Below are 19,536 nucleotides of genomic sequence, written 5' to 3' on the forward strand. Positions count from 1 at the left end.
TCTTGCTCGCTAGATTTAACTTAAATAAACTAATTCCTTAAACCCCCAAAAACTGCTTCAAAATCGGCAATACCAACACAGCATTTTCCTCATTAATATTGCTACCATCATCAGCATCATCTAACACATTCCCATCGACTCCATTTTTCACTCTTTCACCCATTTGTCGCCGTTCGGGTGCAGAAAAAGTTGCAAAAGTACGACGCAACAAAGGTAACGACGCAACAAAGAAATCTTCACTAAAGGTACATACCCAATTATCCAAAACCTGCCAAAGCTTATCGTCGTGCAATAATAATAAACCGCTACCTTTCAAAAAGCCTTCTACCCACGCAGCAGCTTGAGAAGGTTCTGTAGCTGTAGATAAAGCTAACCCCATCCTGCGTGCTATTTCTGTTGCACCCAATATCATCGCATCCAGCAACAAACGACAGCAACGTCCGCAAATTAAACCGTGTACGTGAGAATTATCTGCAATCTGGACTAAAACTTGTTGCCAAGAATTAATCTGTTCTTGTTTTTGTAGCACTGCGATCGCATTATTCACTTTCATCACATTGTCATACATCGCTGCTGCTGCATCGTCATCTAAGGAAGCGCAAGCACCGGGTAAACTAATGCAGATTCGCACTACCAAACCATCAACTACATGAGATATCATTGCCGTGTCGGTTTGACGCACGTTACCGTAGCGCATCACGTTAGCGAGTGGTGGTAACGCATTCATTAAATGAGTGACATCGCGGGTTTTAGCCGCAGCATTTTGCAATCGCGACATCAAATAAATCACCGCATCGGGTAAGTCAGATAAAATCACTTTATCTAACAAACTTGTCAATGTTGGTAACTCTGAAGCTGTATCCGCAACACTACAAGCTTTGCTATTCGCAGCATCACCAATCGTATTACCCCAAATTCCCGCTTCAATTAAATTTACAGCAAATTCAGGATGCCACTGCACCAGCCAAAATTCATGAAAAGTACCTTTCTTACCGCGAGTTTGTTGCAACTGTCCCCAAGGAATATCTAAAAGATTGAGACGATGCAGCAAATGGGAACGAGCCAAATCGTTTTCCTTACGCAAATCCAAATCGTACATCTTTTCCGTAATATCCGCAGGCATCCGCAACCGCTTTTGCTGTCGCTGTAAATCTTGCTGCAACGGCACCATCGGCGTTTCATCGGGGACATGACCCAAATTTTCCCCAACAATCAACTTGTCGTGAATTAGCTGCATCGGTAAATTGCTACCAAAACACATCACCGTTTGTGTAGCTTCATTTAACTCCGGTAAACCAGGTAAAGAAAGATTTCGCAAAGCCGCTAAAGATTCAGCCAAACGCACCGCTTCAATAACGTGAGCCGAAGAAGCATCCAAACCTTGTTCTCTTAACAACCGCGCTACTCGTGTCATCCAGGTTATTGAAATGGAGGGGATCGGGGGATGGGGGGATGGGGAGATGGTGAATCCACCCCCGTGCGGAGGTTCCCTCCGTTGAGGGGAGTGGTGAACCCGTTCGCGAAGCGTCTCCGTAAGGAGAAGGGGGGGATGGGGAGATGGGGAGAAATTTTCTACCTTATCTTCTTGTTTTCCCAATGCTCCATGCTCAATGCCCAATGCCCCATGCCCCATTCTCCATTCCCAAAGATGATGATACCAACCCGGCGATTCGATACCTGCACCATAACCGCTACTGTAAGATAAACGTCCGTAAGTCCAAGGTATCCAGGTTGCTTGGACTTTGGTTTTAGGTAAACCTTTGAGTAAAGCAGTATCTTCCTTTGCAGGTGGCATCAGGGAAAGTGCGGGAGCGTGCCAAGCACCGCAAACCACGGCAATGCGTTCAAATCCTTCTTTTTCGGCGGCGCGGATGGTTTTTCGCATATATGCTTCCCGTTGGGCTTCGATGGGGTCTTCCAAAGGCGGCATTTGTTCGCGCACGGCGGCGATCGCTTCGAGGATAGCGGTAAATAAATCAACAGTATTCCCCCGTGTTTCTACCATCTGTTCCCACCAGCAATCGCGATCGCTATAACCTGCGGCTTTGGCAAGTAAACCCAATGGATCTTGTGGAATTATGGATTTTGGATTTTGGATTTTGGATTCATTTCCTTGTCCGCTTGTCTCCTTGTCCCCGTGTGCTTCCTTCACACCCATGCGATGCGTTAACGGTAAGTCCATAAACCGCACGGGGATATTATTACTGAGTCCGAATTGTATCGCTTGCCACTCTGGAGAAAATACGGCGAAGGGATAATAAACGCTTTCTTTGGGGTTATCTGGGAGGTAAATTAATAATGCTACGGGGGGCTGCATTTGAGTTGAAGCGACTAGTGGCAGCAAGGATTCGGCATCGGGGGGTCCTTCGATTAAGATGATATCGGGTTGAAGTTGTGCTAGGGCTTGACGTAGGCTACGTGCTGAGCCAGAACCGTGATGGCGTATACCAAAGATGTGGGTAGTCATGATTTAACCGCAGAGACGCGGAGGACGCTGAGGAAGAAGGGAAGAGAATAAGAAGTTTGTATATATTTTTTAAAACTTAGCAAAAGGCAGATTTATTTTTGTTTAATATTACCTGCTGCTAATACTTGTTCTACGGTTAAATTGAGTTGTGGAAAAATACGAGAAATAATTTTTTGATAACCAGTAAACTCTGTATCTTCGTATAAGCCTTCTTCCCACAATAAAATCGTAATTTTTGATTCAATGGGGTCTACAATCCAATATTCAGGTATTTCTAAAGCTGCATATTCAGAACGTTTATAGCGATAATCTCGCTTTACCGATTCGGGACTAACTACTTCCACAACTAATAAAGGTGGAGACTGACAAACAGCAGATTCATCCAAAAATTCTATTACTTGCTCGGATGTGACAATGTAAACATCAGATAATCGCGATTTTCGCCACCCGGTTCTAATTCCCGCTTCTCGAAAACACATCCAAGGCAAATTGAGAAGTTTGATTTGTTCATCAAAATTTTGTTCGATAAATTTAGATATTAGTAGATGTCTAAAAGTTGGCGGATTCATTAATTCAAGTTTTCCCTTAACGAGTTCGTAGCGGTTATCCGTACCATCATCATAGGTAAGGTATTCTTCAAAAGAATATATAGTTTTTGTTGTAGTTTGAGTCATAATTTAACAATTATTTATTTGATAATTAATATCTTATCTAATTATTCAAAATAAAGGTTTGTAGTTGTCCTTTAGCCTTATTCATTTAATTATTTTTAGGGATTATAAATAAATTCATCCGTATACTTAAACCCAATCCAATCACCTGTAGAAGTACAAGCAATGTCATAACCACAGCCAACATCCCAAAAGCTTACTGTAAAACACTTACGTTTTGTGAGATATCTATCCATAAATCTACTAATTCTTTCTCCATCTCTATTCATATCATAATCGCCGCCTTTATAAAGAGTAAATTTACCATCCATATCAAGCATACTACTCGCTCTGAGTGCAAGTTCAATCGACTTATATTTCTTTGAGGAAGACGTACAAAAAATTTGATGATAATAACTATGTTTATAGTCAGCATAATAATGCCCATAAATTTCTATAGGCTTTAATTTTCTGAGAATTTTATTAATTTTCTGCACAACATCTTGTGTATCAGTATTTTCCGAACGACAAGCTGTTAATGAAGGAATATATGGATGTTTTGCACTATTGCGACAATCCCAAACTTGATCAACCATTGTAGGAGTTAAACAAATCCAATCTCTACTTTGTGTTTGACTTAAAATAATGTAATGCTCGAATTCTACTCTTATTCCATAAGCATCAGAATTGCCAAAACCAGTAATTAAATATGCTTGTAAGTTTTGTAAGTTTTTTTTGAGGAAATAAGATAAAGCTTGATAATAATTTATCCTTTCTTGTCTTATATAATTATTCCAATCATCATTTTTACGTTCTCGACGCAATGGCGCGTATTGAATAGTGTTATATTTTTGATTAGTTATAGTACCCCAAAATTCGGTTTGTAACCAATGCTTTATAGCTTTATCTAGTTCTGATTCCGTTACAAATCCTTCTGAAATCAAAAGATTCCAAATACTAAAATCACCTTTGATACTCCTATCCCAAACAAACATTCTGCCATGATTATAAAATTCGAGAATACCAAGGAATTTTTCTGTTTCAGGATTCATATTTCTTTGAGGATTATATCTTGCAGCATTTTTAATACATTCCACAATTCCGCCTAGGAATAAATTCCCAGGCTAATAGTCAAAGTCTACTAAAGTAGACTGGAAAAATATTTTAGTGCGTTTTAACGTACTTTGTATATTAGCCTTGAAATTTATTTCAAGGTGAAATGTTGCACTTAATAAGACAATTTTAGTTGTTTATCCTAATATCCGATGGTGGGTTATGGCATCATTTAATTAATAACTTAAAATCAAAACGTTTCTAAGCCGTAACACACCCTACAACTAACAACTAACTCCTAACTATTAACTAACTTCCCTACAAGCGCGATACAAATCTTTCCAATCATCCCTTTCTTTCACCACGGTTTCTAAATATTCTCGCCACACAAGTTTATCCTGCACTGGGTCTTTTATCACCGCTCCAATGATTCCCGAAGCAACATCTGAAGCGCTCATAATACCGTCACCGAAATGCGCTGCTAATGCCATTCCACTGTTAACTACTGATATTGCTTCTGCGGTACTCAAGGTGCTTGTCGGAGATTTAATCTTGGTTTTTCCATCTTCCGTTACCCCGCTCCGCAATTCTCTAAACACCGTCACAATACGTCTTATCTCTTCCAACGCTGGAGGTTCTGCTGGTAATTCTAAAGCCCTTCCTAAGCTTTCTACGCGACGCTGTACGATGTCAATTTCTTCTTCTACTGTCTTTGGTAAAGGTAAAACTACCGTGTTAAAACGCCTTTTCAAAGCACTGGATAAATCGTTTACTCCTTTATCTCTATCATTAGCGGTTGCAATCACGCTAAAACCTTTATTAGCCTGCACCTCTTCCCCCAATTCGGGAATTGGCAGTGTTTTCTCGGAAAGGATAGTAATTAATGTATCTTGCACATCCGCCGGAATTCGGGTTAATTCTTCCACCCGCGCCACTTTTCCATCTTCCATCGCTCGCATCAACGGACTGGCAACCAACGCTCCCATCGAGGGACCATCAGCTAATAACTTCGCGTAATTCCAACCGTAGCGAATCGATTCCTCACTGGTTCCCGCAGTTCCTTGAATTAGTAACTTAGAATCTCCCGAAATCGCCGCCGCTAAATGTTCCGAAACCCATGATTTCGCCGTACCCGGTACTCCAATCAACAACAAACCCCTGTCAGTTGTCAAAGTTGCGATCGCAATCTCAATCACCCTCCTCTCACCGATATATTTTGGCGACACCTCAAAACCGCTATCCAACTTCCCACCCATCAAATAAGTCATCACCGCCCAAGGGGACAACTTCCAATTTGGCGGACGTTGACGCTTATCTACCTTCCCCAACTCTTCCAACTCTTCAGCAAACTGATACTCCGCGTGTTCCCTGAGTAATGTTTTATTACTTTCCTTCTCTTTCTTCTTACTCTGCGTACTCTGCGTCTCTGCGGTTTTTTTCTCTTCAGCCATATTTCCCCCTATAATTTTAAATATTTAATTTACCTGTTTTTTAACCGAAATTCTGGAGACTACATTAGTATTGCTTTTCTCATTTCATATCTAAACTGTAATTTAGCTAAAAATTTATCAATAGCTTCAGTTAAAGATTTGTGGATATTTTCAGATTCTTCAAAGTTTAAAATCTCAGCGGCTTCATGATATATAGAAGGTGCGATTTTTACAGAAAAATGTCCTAAAGCCAAACCAAATTGCCAATTATTAACTTGATTGTTGTTTTCAATACAGCTTTTTATACTCGATATTACTGTCCGACTAATCTCCTCATTCCAGATATGTGGAGTATGAATTAATAATGGAAAAGCTGGACTAGCAAAATTAAAAGGTAGTGTATCAGATTGTTGCAAAACATCTAAAATCAAAGTTTCAACCTCAGAACAAGGTAAGATTCTCAGAAAATTTATAATCGAATTATCGATATGATTTAAATTTTGATATAACCTTACAGATGATTTAAGGAAAGCTTCAGTCCAAACTATATCTTTACTTCTAACTGTCGCCGTTGTCCAAGCTTCTAAAAATAACTTTTCCCATTTACTATCTGCGATAATTTTTATTAATTCAGTAGGAGTCTTTTTCCAATCATCGCTCCATATAGTCGGCGGTACGGAAGTAAGCATTTGTAATAGTAAACTCGCTTTCTCTCCCAAAGAAGGTATATATTTAGATTCATCTATACCGTCTTGAGTCATTTCTAAAGTACATTTTTGAGGTAATGTAACTTCTATATTGTTATTATGCAAATTTAGTAAAGGACGAACTCTTTTTATCATCCTTTTAACAAGCTTTGATTCTGGAATTTGTGCCAGCAATCGCGCTGCTACATCTCTTACTTGCTTGCTTCTATCTTCAAGAGCATCTTCTAAAAACGCTTCATCGTCAATACTCAAACCAACTTTCAGCCCTTCTAATAAAATTGCTCTTTCTGACGCTTTTTCCTTACTCCAAATATTTTGTAACTGTTTGCGTCCTTTTTGTGCTTCCGATTGACGCAGTTCTTCTAACAAGTTTCTTCTAGCTTCTAAACTACCACTCTTCCAAATATTATCTATATTTTCACCTATAACATAATTCCAATCTGGATTTTGCGCTGCTAACCAAATTCCTCGCTTCCCCAAAACAGGTAAAATATCTTTTCGTAAATTCTGTTGTCGTTTACCTAAAGTTAATAATTCGGGTAAATACTTTGGTGAAACAACTTTCTTCGCTGACGCTGTAAGTTTTAACCACTCAGGTAAAATTGCACTGTATTCTCCACTCAACATCATTTTTAAATGTTGTTCTGATTGCTTGCAATATGGTAAATCATCTAATTCGCAAGTTTTCAAGGTTATTTTATTATTGATCGCAGTTAATTTACCAGCTTGTTGATAAAGAGAAATCGTCCCAGCAGCACTAAGTAAACTTCCTTCCTTGTCATTAATATCAACACCATTCAAAACTTTACCCAATTGATTATCTAATGGAGTAATTTTCAAATCTTGTCTTTGAGTACCTACAACTGCCGTTTTTACTAAATCTTGCCAAATATTCATTTATAGAAATGGGGAATAGGGAGTAGGGAGTAGGGAGTAGGGAATAGGGAATAGGGAGTAGAAAGAATTCTTAGCTTTTAATCCAAAATCCAAAATCCAAAATCTAAAATCTAAAATCTAAAATCTAAAATTGAATTGGTCGATTTTCTACCCAAACACTCAAAGGCAAAAAATATTCTCCGTCCCATTCACCGAATATATCGAAAGGATATCCACCGCTGAGCGCTAATAATTGCCAGTTATGATTAAATCTTGATTTCAAAGTAAGTAAACGTTTATCTTCATCGCGTATAAACCAGTTATAGTTTTGTTTAATCGGAATTACTTTACTAACACAAATAGGAAATTTTTCTATCCAAGGGTTGCTAGCAAGAGCTTGGGAATATTCCTGCATCATATTTGAGATGTTACTATATCCCGGCATTCCATCCATCTGAGTTACTGCATCTTGACGTGTTTTAACTATTGCTCGTAAAGGATAAGCACTCTCGAAAAATACTAATTCCCCATCGATACAGCTTCCCGGCACAAGACTAGTATCTAATGGCTGACTACCGTGAGCGAAGTTAAGAATTAATGCTTTTTGTTGCGTTTGTTTACCACAAAGCCAAATACGCTGTGTTTTCAAGCGGTCTTCTTCTGTTAAACTTTGCCCTAAAATTAACCAAGAATCATTTATTCCTGGTTGTGTTGATAATTCTTGCTGACTTTGGGAAAAACCAATTTGAGTACGGATGTCTGCTTGTACTGGAGTAGTTAGATTGTCCAAATGCTTGAAAGCTTGAATTAAGAGATATACTCGCCCTAATTGCGATAATAATCTTTCTTGCCATCCCACACCAGAATGAGAAATACTTCCCATTTCCCTCACTAAACGAGCTACCCCCGGTGCTTGTGCATCTACCAACCGCGCTGCTGCATCATCCCAGAAACTTAATGGTTGCTCTTGTGCTGCTGCTAACCCATTACTTACCAAGTCCCGCAACCAAACTTCTAAATCCTGCATTCCCGCAGTAACTTTATTTAAACGCTTGACCGCACGAAGTGCATTAGGGTTTATTTCTTTATTTACAGCGTTTTTTTCAATATTGACTTTCTCTTTCTCTTTCTTTGTTTGTTTATGACTCCGGGCTTCAAGCCAATCATAAACCCATTGCTGCGGTGCGCTTTGGGTAAATAATTCTTTCTCACTTACTAACAAAAGAAACAGACCGATACCGTGTTTACACGGGAACTTGCGACTCGGACAACTGCATTTAAAAGCCGGTTCCGTCAAGTCGATTTGGGTTAGATAAGGATTTTTCCCACTTCCCTGACACTCACCCCAAACTGCCGTATCGTTGTAACCCAACGATGACCACTTACAAGAAGTAGCCAAAGCTTTACCATTTTTGGCCGAACTTGCATCTGGTGCTAGTGCCAAAATTTTTTCCTGCGTCCAGGTTGCAGACATTTAATAAAATCGCGATCGCAATTCAAAATTAAAACAATTGTACACAGGGAACAGGAAACAGGGAATGGGGAATTACGCTCCTAGTGTTAAACATTATTTTTTGTGCAAGCAACTTCTTTACGTTCTTCGTAAAAACGGCAGCCATCACACGGACCGTTTGGATTTACGGCACACCTTAGATAACCAGAACGAGCATTATACTCACAGCTAATATCTCCGACAAGATAACCTACTCCTTCCAAATAATAGCGTTCCGTTTCGCTGTTGAGGAGGCGATCGCGATTGTTTATTCTATGATGATTTTGGCTTATAGATCTGGGGAAGCTTGTAACCGCAGCCCGTCGAAGAAGCGTGCGCGTTCTAGCCCTGTTTTTACGCATCAACCACAGGGAGAATAGGGATGGTAAGAAACCAATGGCAATTACCAAAAGTGTTTTTAACACCTTATTTGTTACCTCCGAATCTGCAAAACATACAGGACAACGGGCTTTTCCGCTGAATGCGGATGGTTTCAGGAGCAGTTTTCTGAAAATTGCCATACTCCGTTTTTAACAGCATAGCTCTAATCACCGAAACCGTAAATTTAACTTAAATTTTTATAATTTTTTCAAATCCCAAGAGAGGGAACAGGGAATAGGGAAGAAGGTAAAAAGGTATTTTATACACTGCAAAAAATGTTCTTCGCGATCGCGTTGTTAGCTCTCTTTTAGTAAAATCATAAGTAGAACTCATGTACTATATAAATGTGAGTTAATGTTAGTTAGCGATTTTTTGAAGCTCTCCATTCCTCTAATTTGCGTATCGAAACTGATTTAGTCGTTACATTAACATCATTCCCTCGCCAGTTAATTTCGGGGTCTGTGGTAAAAACACCACATTCCAATTCGTCCACCTGAATGTTCCAATATTGACCAAACCGATTTTTTAAAGTTATCACCTGTTCAAAGACTTTATTTCGATGCTTATTTCTTCTTTTTCTTTCCGTTGCTCCCGATGCTGTCGTATCAATAAACTTAGTCTCGACTAAAAACAGCGTTTTATACGAAGTTAAATAGACAAAATCGCATTTGCCTAAATCCGTATAATCAGCAATTGGAGACTTTTCAAACAGCAACAACTCAGAACAATTAGGAAATAAGTTTTGGATATTCAAATACAAATAAGCCTGTAACAAAAGTTCCTTATCATAAGGAAATCCGATTACACCCTCAAAAAACCGAGTTATATCTTCTGGACTTTGAGGTTGAATCCTTTTGCAGTATGAAACAAATTGATCTAACCCCTCAACCGTCATCAAATTTTTACTCCTCACCCTGCTTGCCACCAACAACGTCATGGCATCAAAATATACTGCTCCTTACAGAAAGATATCATCAGCAAAAGTAACGAAAAAAACGATGAACCCTTTGCAGTGATGGGCTAATTTACTGTTGACGATTTCGAGATTACCAATTATCAATTACCTGCTTCGGGTGACTAAACTACACCTGACTCTTAACTCCTTTAATCCAAAATCTAAAATCTAAAATCTAAAATTTCATAACTCCTAACACTTCACAGTCAGCGGTTGAATGCGGGCGAAAAACCTGCCATTATGTAAAGCCATAATCGCAGTAGTTGAATCTTGCACCCAATATTGTCTGCCAAAACGCACAAGTTGGCGAGAATTTTCACCTTGAATAATACCAATAACTGGTACTTTTCCTTTTTCTTTCTCGTTTGATTGGTCTTGTAAATCTTTTAAAATTGATCTGAGACGATGATGTTCTTCAATGGTAGCTGCTTGTTGGGGAGTCATTTCTACAATAACTAATTCGATATTTTCTACTGGCTCTGCATCGTCAACTAATAATTGAGCTTGGTCATCTTTCTTATCAACCTTTCCCCAAACAATTAATTTTGCATCAACTTGTAAAACCTGATTAATTCGTTCGTAAGTCTTAGGAAAAACTACAGCTTCCCCCGTTGTAGTTAAATCTTCTAATTGCAATATTGCCATCGGGTCGCCTTTTTTAGTGACCACCTTTTTTACGTTATTAAGTATGACAACCACGCAAACCTTTGCATCTTCTCCCTGAGATTTTAACTGCGTCATATTAATTGGGGAAAGAATCCGCGTTGATTGACGTATAGATTTGAGCGGATGGTCGGACACGTAAAAACCTAAAAGTTCTTTTTCCATTCGCAGCTTTTCTTGAGGAGGTAAATCTGCAACTTCTTTAGCTTTAGGAGGATTTAATACAGCATTCATTCCTGGATTATTTGCACCCGAATCACCGCCCCAGGCACCACCCAACAAATCGAATAAATTGCCTTGACCGCTGGCTCTATCCCTAGCGCGAGACTGCGCCCAATCGTATACTAACTCTAAATCCTGAGTTAATTGATTGCGGTTGGCATTAATTTTATCAAAAGCTCCACAGTTAATCAAAGACTGCAAAGTTCGACGATTTACCGTACCAAGATCGACGCGATCGCAAAAATCACCAAGGGATTTAAATTCACTTGCTTCTCTCGCTTGCAAAATATAGGCGATCGCATTTTCTCCTACGTTGCGTATTGCAGACAATCCAAATAGAATTTTCCCGTCCGCAGGTGTAAAATCCACTTCCGAAGCATTAATATCGGGTGACTCTATATGAATACCCATATTCATACAGGTAGCAATATATTTTTGCACCTTATCTTTATCACCACTGTTGGCTGTCAACAGCGCTGCCATATATTCTAATGGATAATTTGCTTTCAAATACGCAGTTTGATATGTTACATATCCGTAAGCTGTAGAGTGAGATTTATTAAAACAGTTAGAAGCAATCAAGCCATTTTTGATCGCAAAATTATGGTCGCGCTCCAATCCGATATCATATACATTTTGAGTATTTAAAGCTTTTCGAGATACAATTTTGACCATAATGTTCACCCCCAGAAAATAAGTAAAGTTTAGTTTAATCTATATATTTTAATTTACGAAACTATTCAGGGAATAGGGTATAGGAAGCAGGGAGTAGTTAAAAGTTAGGAGTTAGGGGTTAGGAGTTAGGAGTTAGGAGTTAAGAGTTATTACACCTTTGACCTTTGACCTTTGACTTATGCCCAATTACCAATATTAAGCAAGATGTACTAAAATCAATCATTTGAGCTAGTTATTATTTTGGGAGTAGTAATGCATGGCATCCATACGCGAATTGCACCAACAATTAATTGATAAAGAGCGCTCTGCGGTTGAAATCGCACAAGTTGCTTTGAATCGCATCGAACAACTAGAACCGAAAGTTCGTAGCTTCTTGCACGTCACCCAAGAAAAAGCTTTAGAACAAGCGCGACTCGTGGATGCCAAAATCGCCGCTGGAGAAGAAATCGGTTTACTTGCCGGAATTCCCATCGGTATTAAAGATAATATGTGTACCAAAGGAATTCGCACTACCTGTGCCTCTAAATTCCTAGAAAATTTTATACCGCCTTACGAATCTACCGTAACGCAAAAACTCGCCGATGCTGGCGCTGTTATGGTGGGTAAGACTAACTTGGATGAATTCGCTATGGGTAGTTCCACTGAAACTTCTGCCTATCAGGTTACAGCTAATCCGTGGGATTTATCTAGAGTTCCCGGTGGTTCTTCTGGTGGTTCGGCAGCAGCGGTAGCAGCCCAAGAATGCACCGTTTCTCTAGGTTCCGATACGGGAGGTTCAATCCGTCTACCTGCATCTTTTTGTGGTGTGGTAGGAATGAAACCAACTTACGGGCTAGTTTCTCGTTACGGTTTAGTAGCCTTTGCTTCTTCCCTAGATCAAATCGGACCATTTTCTCGCACTGTGGAAGATGCCGCTATACTTTTAAGTGAAATTGCTGGATATGACCCAAAGGACTCTACCAGTTTAAAAGTTGATATACCTAAATACACCGATACTTTAAAACCAGATTTAAAGCCTAGAGGCAAACTGCGAATCGGTATTATTAAGGAGACCTTTGGTGAAGGCTTAGACTCGCAAGTAGAACAAGCAGTTACCAAAGCCATAGATGTGCTGCAAGAATTGGGTGCAGAAATTCATGTTATTTCCTGTCCTCGATTCCGCTATGGTTTACCCAGCTACTACATAATTGCACCATCCGAAGCATCAGCAAACCTGGCTCGTTACGACGGAGTTAAATATGGTTATCGAGCAGAAGAAGCCGACAACCTTTTATCGATGTATACTCGTACTCGCTCTACAGGTTTCGGTGCAGAAGTCAAACGTCGGATCATGATTGGAACTTATGTTCTAAGCGCGGGTTATTATGACGCTTACTATCTCAAAGCTCAAAAAGTGCGGACATTAATCAAAGAAGACTTTGACAAAGCCTTTAAACAAGTTGATGTATTAGTTTGTCCAACCGCACCAATAACTGCATTTAAAACAGGGGAAAAATCACAAGACCCCTTAAATATGTATTTAACTGACTTAATGACAATTCCCGTAAACCTAGCAGGATTACCCGGTATCAGCATTCCCTGCGGTTTCAACGACGAAGGAATACCCATAGGGCTACAGTTAATTGGCAAAGTACTCCGCGAAGACCAGCTATTTCAAGTAGCCTACGCATACGAACAAGCTACAGACTGGCATTTACGTACACCAAGTTTAATCACTTAAGAACATTTAGGGGATGGGGCATTGGGCATTGGGCATGGGTAATTGGTAATTGGTAATTGGTAATTAAAAACTCCTAACCCCTTGTCCCCCCATCTCCCCATCACCCCATCACCCCATCTCCCCATCACCCCATCTCCCCATCACCCCATCACCCCATCACCCCATCTCCCCATCTCCTCTCCCCTACTCCTCACCTCCAGGTGTGTAGGTCACAGTTTTCGGATTATTATTAGAACCAAAGGGAACGGGTTTATTTTGATTTACGGAAATTAGTACTGCACCTGCATTCCCCGAACGTATAGTTACTTTTTCTTTGGCCGTAAAGCTTTTTTTATCTCCTTTTTGTAAGGTTCCTTCAAATACTTGTTTATCATCGGTTATTACTCTTACCCAGGATTCATCTTGTAAATCTAAACTAACTTTCACACCTTCAATCGGTTTTGGTGTTGGAGTCGGTTTAGAAACAGGTGGTGATGTAGCTTTCGATTCCGTAAGATCTTTTTGTTCCGAGACGTTTGATGAATATTGATTTTGACTCACAGTTTGATCGGCTGGTTTAGGACCAAGTAAATAAAATAGCCCCAAAGAAGCGCCTATTATTAATAAAATATAAGGTACGGCTAGTGGTATATATATGCTTGCTTTATTATTTAAATTGTTATTTTCCTGGGGTATTGGCACAGGACAAGCAATATCCCCAAATTCTTTACCTAAAGCTGTACCATTCAGCCCTAAAGCATCTCCATAACGACGCACAAACCCCTGAATGTAAACGGCTTCGGGTAGCTCCTCAAATCTTCCTTCTTCTAAAGCACTTAAAAAAACAGGTCGGACAAGTATTTTTGCTGCTATTTCGTCTATATGTATAGATTTTTCTTCTCTTACTTGCCTTAGTTTATTCGTTATCTCCTTAAGTTTCTCCCTTTGCTCTTCGTTTAACGGCTTCACTGTCATCTCCCGATAGTTTTTAACGTATTATATTCAACAGAGAAATCACTGAAAAAGATGTCTTTTATGCAACTTTTCAGTCAAAATTATGAAAGACTATTTTCTGATAATACATTTTTGTTGCAAGGCTATTTAATCTTGTCCACACAGCACCAAAAATCTATTTAAGACAATACCAGGTTACTACTAATGGTAGATGTTATTGCGGTTGTTGTCAGCTAATTAATTAAATATCTTTTTTAAGACTCGAAAATTGCATATTTTTTAATGTTTCCAATATAAATATATGGCTCAAACCGTGGAAGCGGCAATTAAAGTAAAAATTTTCTGCGATCGTTTGTCATCCTTCCTAGGTGGTATTTCTATGCTATATAAAGCAATTCTATTTAATACACAATTTAAATTACTATTTCAGCTAACAGCTTAGTATAAATTAATAATTAATAGTTTCAACCAACCCACTTCGCTTTTTCAAGTATGCCCTCAGATTAATTTTATACATTAATCTATTTTAAAAAATATTGATAGATTTCTTTAAACGGCATTAACAACAGTAACTTCGTAAAAACCGGGAACAAATAAATACTTATAAAATCTAGATCAATTAGTGAGAAGCTGATTCTAACAACCGTCGCGATTATTTTCCGAAAACAATATAGCTTTATACGCAACAATCCGGAAATGTCAAGAAAGGTTAGAAGAAATTACACAGGTAAATTTACCACCTTGCTTAACTACTCTTCATTATCCCGTAATTATGGTCATGTCATCTATGTACTCATTATCAGTTTCCGGACAACCCGCAATTGAAATTTCTCAGGACGAATTGCGATCGCTATTAAGTGAAATAGAAGCAGAACTGCATAACAGCAAAGTCTATCGACGTGCTTTAGCAACAGTACAAAAGTTGTTGGGTGATTCATCCGATCAAGCGAAGCTGTTATTTAAAGCGGTTGGAAGAGAAGCTATCGGTGTAGCATTTCGTCAGCTTTCATTACACAATCAAACCATTGCGGATACGACACCAGAAGTTGAAGAAAAGGTTGAACTACCCGTTGAACCAGCTAAAGACCTATCTGAGTGTTTGACAATTGTCAACTCATCCCCAAGCACCAATATTGTTAAAGAAGAAACTGCATCTTCGCCAACGTTAGTAAACCATACAGCCTCCCTTAACTCCAAAAAAACCGCTCCTTTCCAATGGTTTAAATCTGGAAAACCTTCTAAAGCACAAATCGCGAAGCAAACTAGAGTCGAACAGCGTTTAGAAAAGTTTCGCGAAATCGGTCAACAATTGAAACAAGGTAGGGAGTCCCGAGGTCTTTGTTTGAGCGACCTACATATGTATACTCATATTCCGGTACGTCAGATGGAAGCAGTGGAAAGGGGTGACATGGAATCGCTACCAGCAGATGTTTACGTTCGCGGTTTTATTCGAGTGATGGGGAATGCTTTAGGATTTAACGGTACTGCTCTAGCTGCAACTTTACCAACATCAGAAACACAAGAATCCTTGGTTCCTTCATTGTTTCAGTCCGATAGTAAAACTCCAAAAATTGGACTTGATATCAGCCCGATGCATTTGTATGTAGGTTATACAGCGCTAGTTGCTGGTGCGGTTGGAGGATTATCTCTAGTATCCCATCAACAAAGTAACGCTCAGAAAGCCATAAATCCAGAAGTAGCTCCTGCTTCAGATGTCTCCGAATCATTTAAGTATAAAGAGAATACAGCCAAACCAGGGATTAAATCTAGCAATGCTGGTATATCTATCGGTTCTGATATTGCTCCACCAGAAGCAGTCTAATCGAACTCAAACTAATGCCAAATCGAAAAATGATTGCCTGTAATAAAATGCTCGAAGTCTTATCAAATATACAAGCAATCTGTTTAAGAATGTTTGTGGGGAAGGACATCTTCCCTTCAATCTAACTTCATGTATCTTATGTTGACTTAATATTTATTCATCTTATTAAAAATATCTGTCATTCAAATCTGAATGCTTTTAAAGTCGGTGTGTTGTCCTGGGAGCGCAATGCACCATAATTACCTTTTAAAATGCCAAAATATTAATAATGAATTCTATAGATATGCGGATTAGTCATGGATCTAAAGGTATAATTTAGATTACTTTTTTATTAAATTTTGCGAAACGTTAGTAACGTCGTTGGGGTGATAAAATTCTTTGAGGAATGTTTAATAATAAGTCTGTTTCTCAAAATTTTATGCAACAAGCCCCACCAGATAGAAATACATCCGAAGAAGAACGTTTTCAAGATGACTATTATTCTTATTTAGAATCACCTGAAAATACACCCCGATACAAACCCACAGTTTGTTTTTTAAATGACGCTTTTCCCGAAGAATCATTTTCTTTATTAGATTTGGGATGCGGAAATGCGGCTTTATGCAAGTATTTACCAGAACGCTGCGATTATTTAGGTATCGATCATAGCGAGTTAGCAATTGAACGCTGTTTAAAGCTTTTTCCTCAAAGAAAGTTTGTTGCTGCTGATTTATCGGTAAAATTGGCTCAAATGGTTGAACAAAACCAAAAATTTGATGCGATCGTTATGGCTGGTTTGTTATTTCACAGCACCGATAAAAATACTTTAGAAAAAAAAGATGACCAAGAAATCATTGAATTTTGCTTGCAAAAGTTAGTGAGCGATCGCGGCTACTTAGTTATAATTGTGCCTTTTTGTTACGGCAATCATCCGAATCATACTTTATTTGCTCGCGCCGAGTTGTTACAAAAATTGGTCAACTCAATGGTAGAAAAGGCTCAAGGAAGTATGGTTTATGGGAATATTTCTTTGCTTACCGGCTTGGATGAAAGGGTTAGAGGGCAGAAAACTACACCCGATTGGTTTGTAGCAGATAGCAATGCTGACTATGCCAATATCTATGTTGGCACATACATGGCAGCTTGGACATTTATCAGTTCGCTTAAACCTGAGATCGGTCCCTATTCATAATTCCTCAAGTCATAGACGAAATATTGCAACAAAAGGAGAAAATTTTGAAATGCATAACAGTACTACTCTTCCAATTACCGACATCAAAACAAAAACAGCTATCAACTACGATCGCGCAGAAAAACAGTTTATCGAATTGCTAACAACGGAAGATTTAGATCGGCATTTAGATGAACTGCGTTTAGTAATAGATAACATCGAAAAAAATATTGATTTTGCGATCGCAGCAGCTTATCAAACACCGTCAGGGGATGATGCTGCACATTTGTTTTTGCAAAGAATACTTTATCGTATCAATCGGTTGAAGCTTTTTTGGTTCGATAGTTTACGAAGCTACATTAACGAAGATTCTCTTTACCTGCAAAAGCTGCGGAAGCGAATTGAATCAGTTTGGCAACAATGGGAAATAGCTCAATTAGATGTAGAATCCTTTAAAGGAATAGATGTCAAAAAGGCATTGCACGAAAAGGTTGCAGCCGATATCGAACCACCTTTATCTGAAGATAATCTGTATTATCGCGACGAATTAACTATCGCTGGCTACCGTCGTTTAGTAGCAATTGGTTCTCTCGATGGATTAGTGGAAGCGAGTCAAATTTCTCGGACTTTAGGTGGTGTAAGTAATGAAATCCACGCCGTATTGACCAGGTTGTTATTAGAAGAATACGGTGGCGGTCGTCTTGCTCGCAAGCATTCTTCTTACTTTATAACAATGCTGGAAAAATTGGGAATGGAAACTCAGCCAGAAGCATACTTTGATTTGGTTCCTTGGCAATTATTGGCAACAATCAATCATATGTTTGTAGTTACCGAACGAAAGAGCCATTTTCTACGCTACATCGGCGGACTTTTGTACGGAGAACTTTCCGTACCGTCGGGGTTACGTCCCTATCAAGCAGCCGGAAAGCGACTCGGATTATCAGCAGAAGAGACAAGTTACTGGGATATCCATATCAAAGTAGATGAACTACATGGAAAATGGATGTTAGATGATGCAGCCTTACCTCTAATTGAGAAGTATCCGCAAGATGCTTGGGAAATACTGCTTGGCTACGAACAACAAAAGTTATTAGGTTCTCGTTCTCGTAAAGCCGTGACTCAAGCAGTGAAAGAAGCTGATAAAGTTGTAATTTGAGTAAAAGGAAGTAGGGAGTAGGGATGAGGAGATAGAGGGACACCGGGACAAGGAGAAAAATAACTAATTAGTTACTCGCTACTCTTAACTCCTAACTCCTAACTCCTAACTCCCTACTCCCTACTCCCTACTCCCTACTCCCTACTCCCTACTCTCTTTCACAAAGAAGTCATTATCTGAATTAGCTCGGAAGATAAATCAACTGCTACTTGATTGCGGGTAAACAAAACTCCAGCTAAAAGATAGATGTTTTCTGAATAAAAAGCCAGACCTTGTTCTTGCATTTCCAAAATCGTACTTTTTACTTTTGGTTCGCAGCTATAATAGCCAAATTTTAAAGGCGAAATGATAAAATTCCCAGTAGAATAACCATTCGATTTCGCATATTCAATCAAGCTTTGCGGATTAGAATAGCTAGACACCATCAGCAACACATTTTCATAACTTAAAGACAAAAGCTTTCTGGCAATTTCTGAACCATCGATACCACCGTGCAATAACGGCTGATAAATATTATTATCTATTGCAGGGAGATATGGCGGGTTTGAGATCAGATACTCAGCATTTGGTATCTGCGAACTAAAAAAACTTTGGTTTTTGACTATGTATTTACTGTCTAATTCGTGTTTACGAACGTTGGATTCAGCCACTTCATAAGCTGAATCATTTAATTCAAATCCATATATTTTACCTTTAAATTTCGTTTCAAGTAAAGATTTGATCGCTGGAATACCATCACCAGCACCAAATTCGACAATAATTTCAGATTTATTGCATTGTTTCAGCACTAATTCTTTGATGCACCTAGAGTAGAATTCAGATTCTTCCGGACAATAAAATACATCTTTTAAAGTTTTTTGAGTAAGCATTGGATCTGTTAAGAAGATATAAAAGTTAATTTAATCTTTCCTTAGTTACATTCACATCTACCCCAAGTAAGTTGTATATATACATTAGTGAAGAAACTTAAGGATTCTATTCAACATTGTTCCTAAATCTCCTTAAGAAGACACTTGCTAGATTGCACCCTATGGGTTATACAATCTTTTAAGAGTATATCTTTAACTGTTTTTATTAAAAATTGAATTGATAAATTAGACGAAACCAAAGCTTAAAGATAGCTTAACTTTTTGAAATCTTGGAGCCAAAATAAAAAAAAGTTATAGCTAAATTCTTAAATCAAA

At 38.7% G+C, this 19,536-nt stretch carries 15 protein-coding genes; 4 read left to right on the top strand and 11 right to left on the bottom strand.

Going from position 1 to position 19,536, the window contains the following annotated elements; translation table 11 throughout:
- Window positions 1–37 precede the first annotated feature (37 nt).
- The 9 genes from VB797_RS17690 to VB797_RS17730 all read right to left on the bottom strand — a co-directional run bounded on the left by VB797_RS17690 (window position 38) and on the right by VB797_RS17730 (window position 11,571).
- The gene (locus tag VB797_RS17690; protein ID WP_323239037.1) at window positions 38–2,467 is read right to left on the bottom strand and encodes a DUF5682 family protein; all 2,430 of its coding nucleotides are present in this window, start codon (window positions 2,465–2,467) and stop codon (window positions 38–40) included.
- Between the two features lie 92 nt (window positions 2,468–2,559).
- Complete coding sequence (locus tag VB797_RS17695; RefSeq protein WP_323239038.1) at window positions 2,560–3,141, bottom strand: Uma2 family endonuclease; 582 nt, start codon at window positions 3,139–3,141, stop codon at window positions 2,560–2,562.
- Between the two features lie 95 nt (window positions 3,142–3,236).
- Window positions 3,237–4,214, bottom strand: a complete 978-nt coding sequence (locus VB797_RS17700; RefSeq protein ID WP_323239039.1) for a hypothetical protein — start codon at window positions 4,212–4,214, stop codon at window positions 3,237–3,239.
- A 261-nt stretch (window positions 4,215–4,475) separates the two neighbouring features.
- Window positions 4,476–5,621 carry an ATP-binding protein gene (locus VB797_RS17705; protein ID WP_323239040.1) on the bottom strand — a complete coding sequence of 382 codons (1,146 nt, stop codon included), beginning with the start codon at window positions 5,619–5,621 and terminating at the stop codon, window positions 4,476–4,478.
- A 59-nt stretch (window positions 5,622–5,680) separates the two neighbouring features.
- A complete protein-coding gene (locus VB797_RS17710) occupies window positions 5,681–7,204 on the bottom strand; it encodes a DUF5691 domain-containing protein (RefSeq protein WP_323239042.1) in 1,524 nt (507 codons plus the stop codon).
- Between the two features lie 124 nt (window positions 7,205–7,328).
- On the bottom strand, window positions 7,329–8,657 hold the full coding sequence (locus tag VB797_RS17715) for an SWIM zinc finger family protein (protein WP_323239043.1): 1,329 nt from the start codon (window positions 8,655–8,657) through the stop codon (window positions 7,329–7,331).
- 86 nt (window positions 8,658–8,743) lie between these two features.
- Entirely contained in the window at window positions 8,744–9,100 is a 357-nt protein-coding gene (locus tag VB797_RS17720; protein ID WP_323239123.1) for a DUF6464 family protein, read from the bottom strand.
- Window positions 9,101–9,417: 317 nt separating this feature from the next.
- The gene (locus tag VB797_RS17725) at window positions 9,418–9,951 is read right to left on the bottom strand and encodes a hypothetical protein (RefSeq protein ID WP_323239044.1); all 534 of its coding nucleotides are present in this window, start codon (window positions 9,949–9,951) and stop codon (window positions 9,418–9,420) included.
- Window positions 9,952–10,203: 252 nt separating this feature from the next.
- Window positions 10,204–11,571 carry an OB-fold nucleic acid binding domain-containing protein gene (locus tag VB797_RS17730; RefSeq protein WP_323239045.1) on the bottom strand — a complete coding sequence of 456 codons (1,368 nt, stop codon included), beginning with the start codon at window positions 11,569–11,571 and terminating at the stop codon, window positions 10,204–10,206.
- 256 nt (window positions 11,572–11,827) lie between these two features.
- Here VB797_RS17730 and gatA point away from each other — a divergent pair, with 256 nt between their 5' ends.
- Window positions 11,828–13,291 carry an Asp-tRNA(Asn)/Glu-tRNA(Gln) amidotransferase subunit GatA gene (gene gatA, locus VB797_RS17735; RefSeq protein WP_323239046.1) on the top strand — a complete coding sequence of 488 codons (1,464 nt, stop codon included), beginning with the start codon at window positions 11,828–11,830 and terminating at the stop codon, window positions 13,289–13,291.
- A gap of 183 nt (window positions 13,292–13,474) precedes the next feature.
- Here the strand turns inward: gatA and VB797_RS17740 are convergent, their stop codons facing one another.
- Window positions 13,475–14,245 (bottom strand): helix-turn-helix domain-containing protein, encoded by a 771-nt coding sequence (locus VB797_RS17740; protein ID WP_323239047.1) that lies wholly within the window; start codon window positions 14,243–14,245, stop codon window positions 13,475–13,477.
- 751 nt (window positions 14,246–14,996) lie between these two features.
- On the opposite strand from VB797_RS17740, the gene VB797_RS17745 reads away from it, so the two are divergent.
- The 3 genes from VB797_RS17745 to VB797_RS17755 all read left to right on the top strand — a co-directional run bounded on the left by VB797_RS17745 (window position 14,997) and on the right by VB797_RS17755 (window position 18,352).
- On the top strand, window positions 14,997–16,046 hold the full coding sequence (locus VB797_RS17745) for a helix-turn-helix domain-containing protein (RefSeq protein WP_416350882.1): 1,050 nt from the start codon (window positions 14,997–14,999) through the stop codon (window positions 16,044–16,046).
- A 385-nt stretch (window positions 16,047–16,431) separates the two neighbouring features.
- Window positions 16,432–17,217 (top strand): class I SAM-dependent methyltransferase, encoded by a 786-nt coding sequence (locus VB797_RS17750; protein WP_323239049.1) that lies wholly within the window; start codon window positions 16,432–16,434, stop codon window positions 17,215–17,217.
- Between the two features lie 49 nt (window positions 17,218–17,266).
- Window positions 17,267–18,352 (top strand): iron-containing redox enzyme family protein, encoded by a 1,086-nt coding sequence (locus tag VB797_RS17755; RefSeq protein ID WP_323239050.1) that lies wholly within the window; start codon window positions 17,267–17,269, stop codon window positions 18,350–18,352.
- A gap of 158 nt (window positions 18,353–18,510) precedes the next feature.
- Here the strand turns inward: VB797_RS17755 and VB797_RS17760 are convergent, their stop codons facing one another.
- Entirely contained in the window at window positions 18,511–19,221 is a 711-nt protein-coding gene (locus tag VB797_RS17760; protein ID WP_323239051.1) for a methyltransferase, read from the bottom strand.
- Window positions 19,222–19,536: the final 315 nt, after the last annotated feature.

The organism is Rivularia sp. UHCC 0363, from assembly GCF_034931125.1.
In the GTDB taxonomy this organism is placed as follows: Bacteria; Cyanobacteriota; Cyanobacteriia; order Cyanobacteriales; family Nostocaceae; genus Rivularia.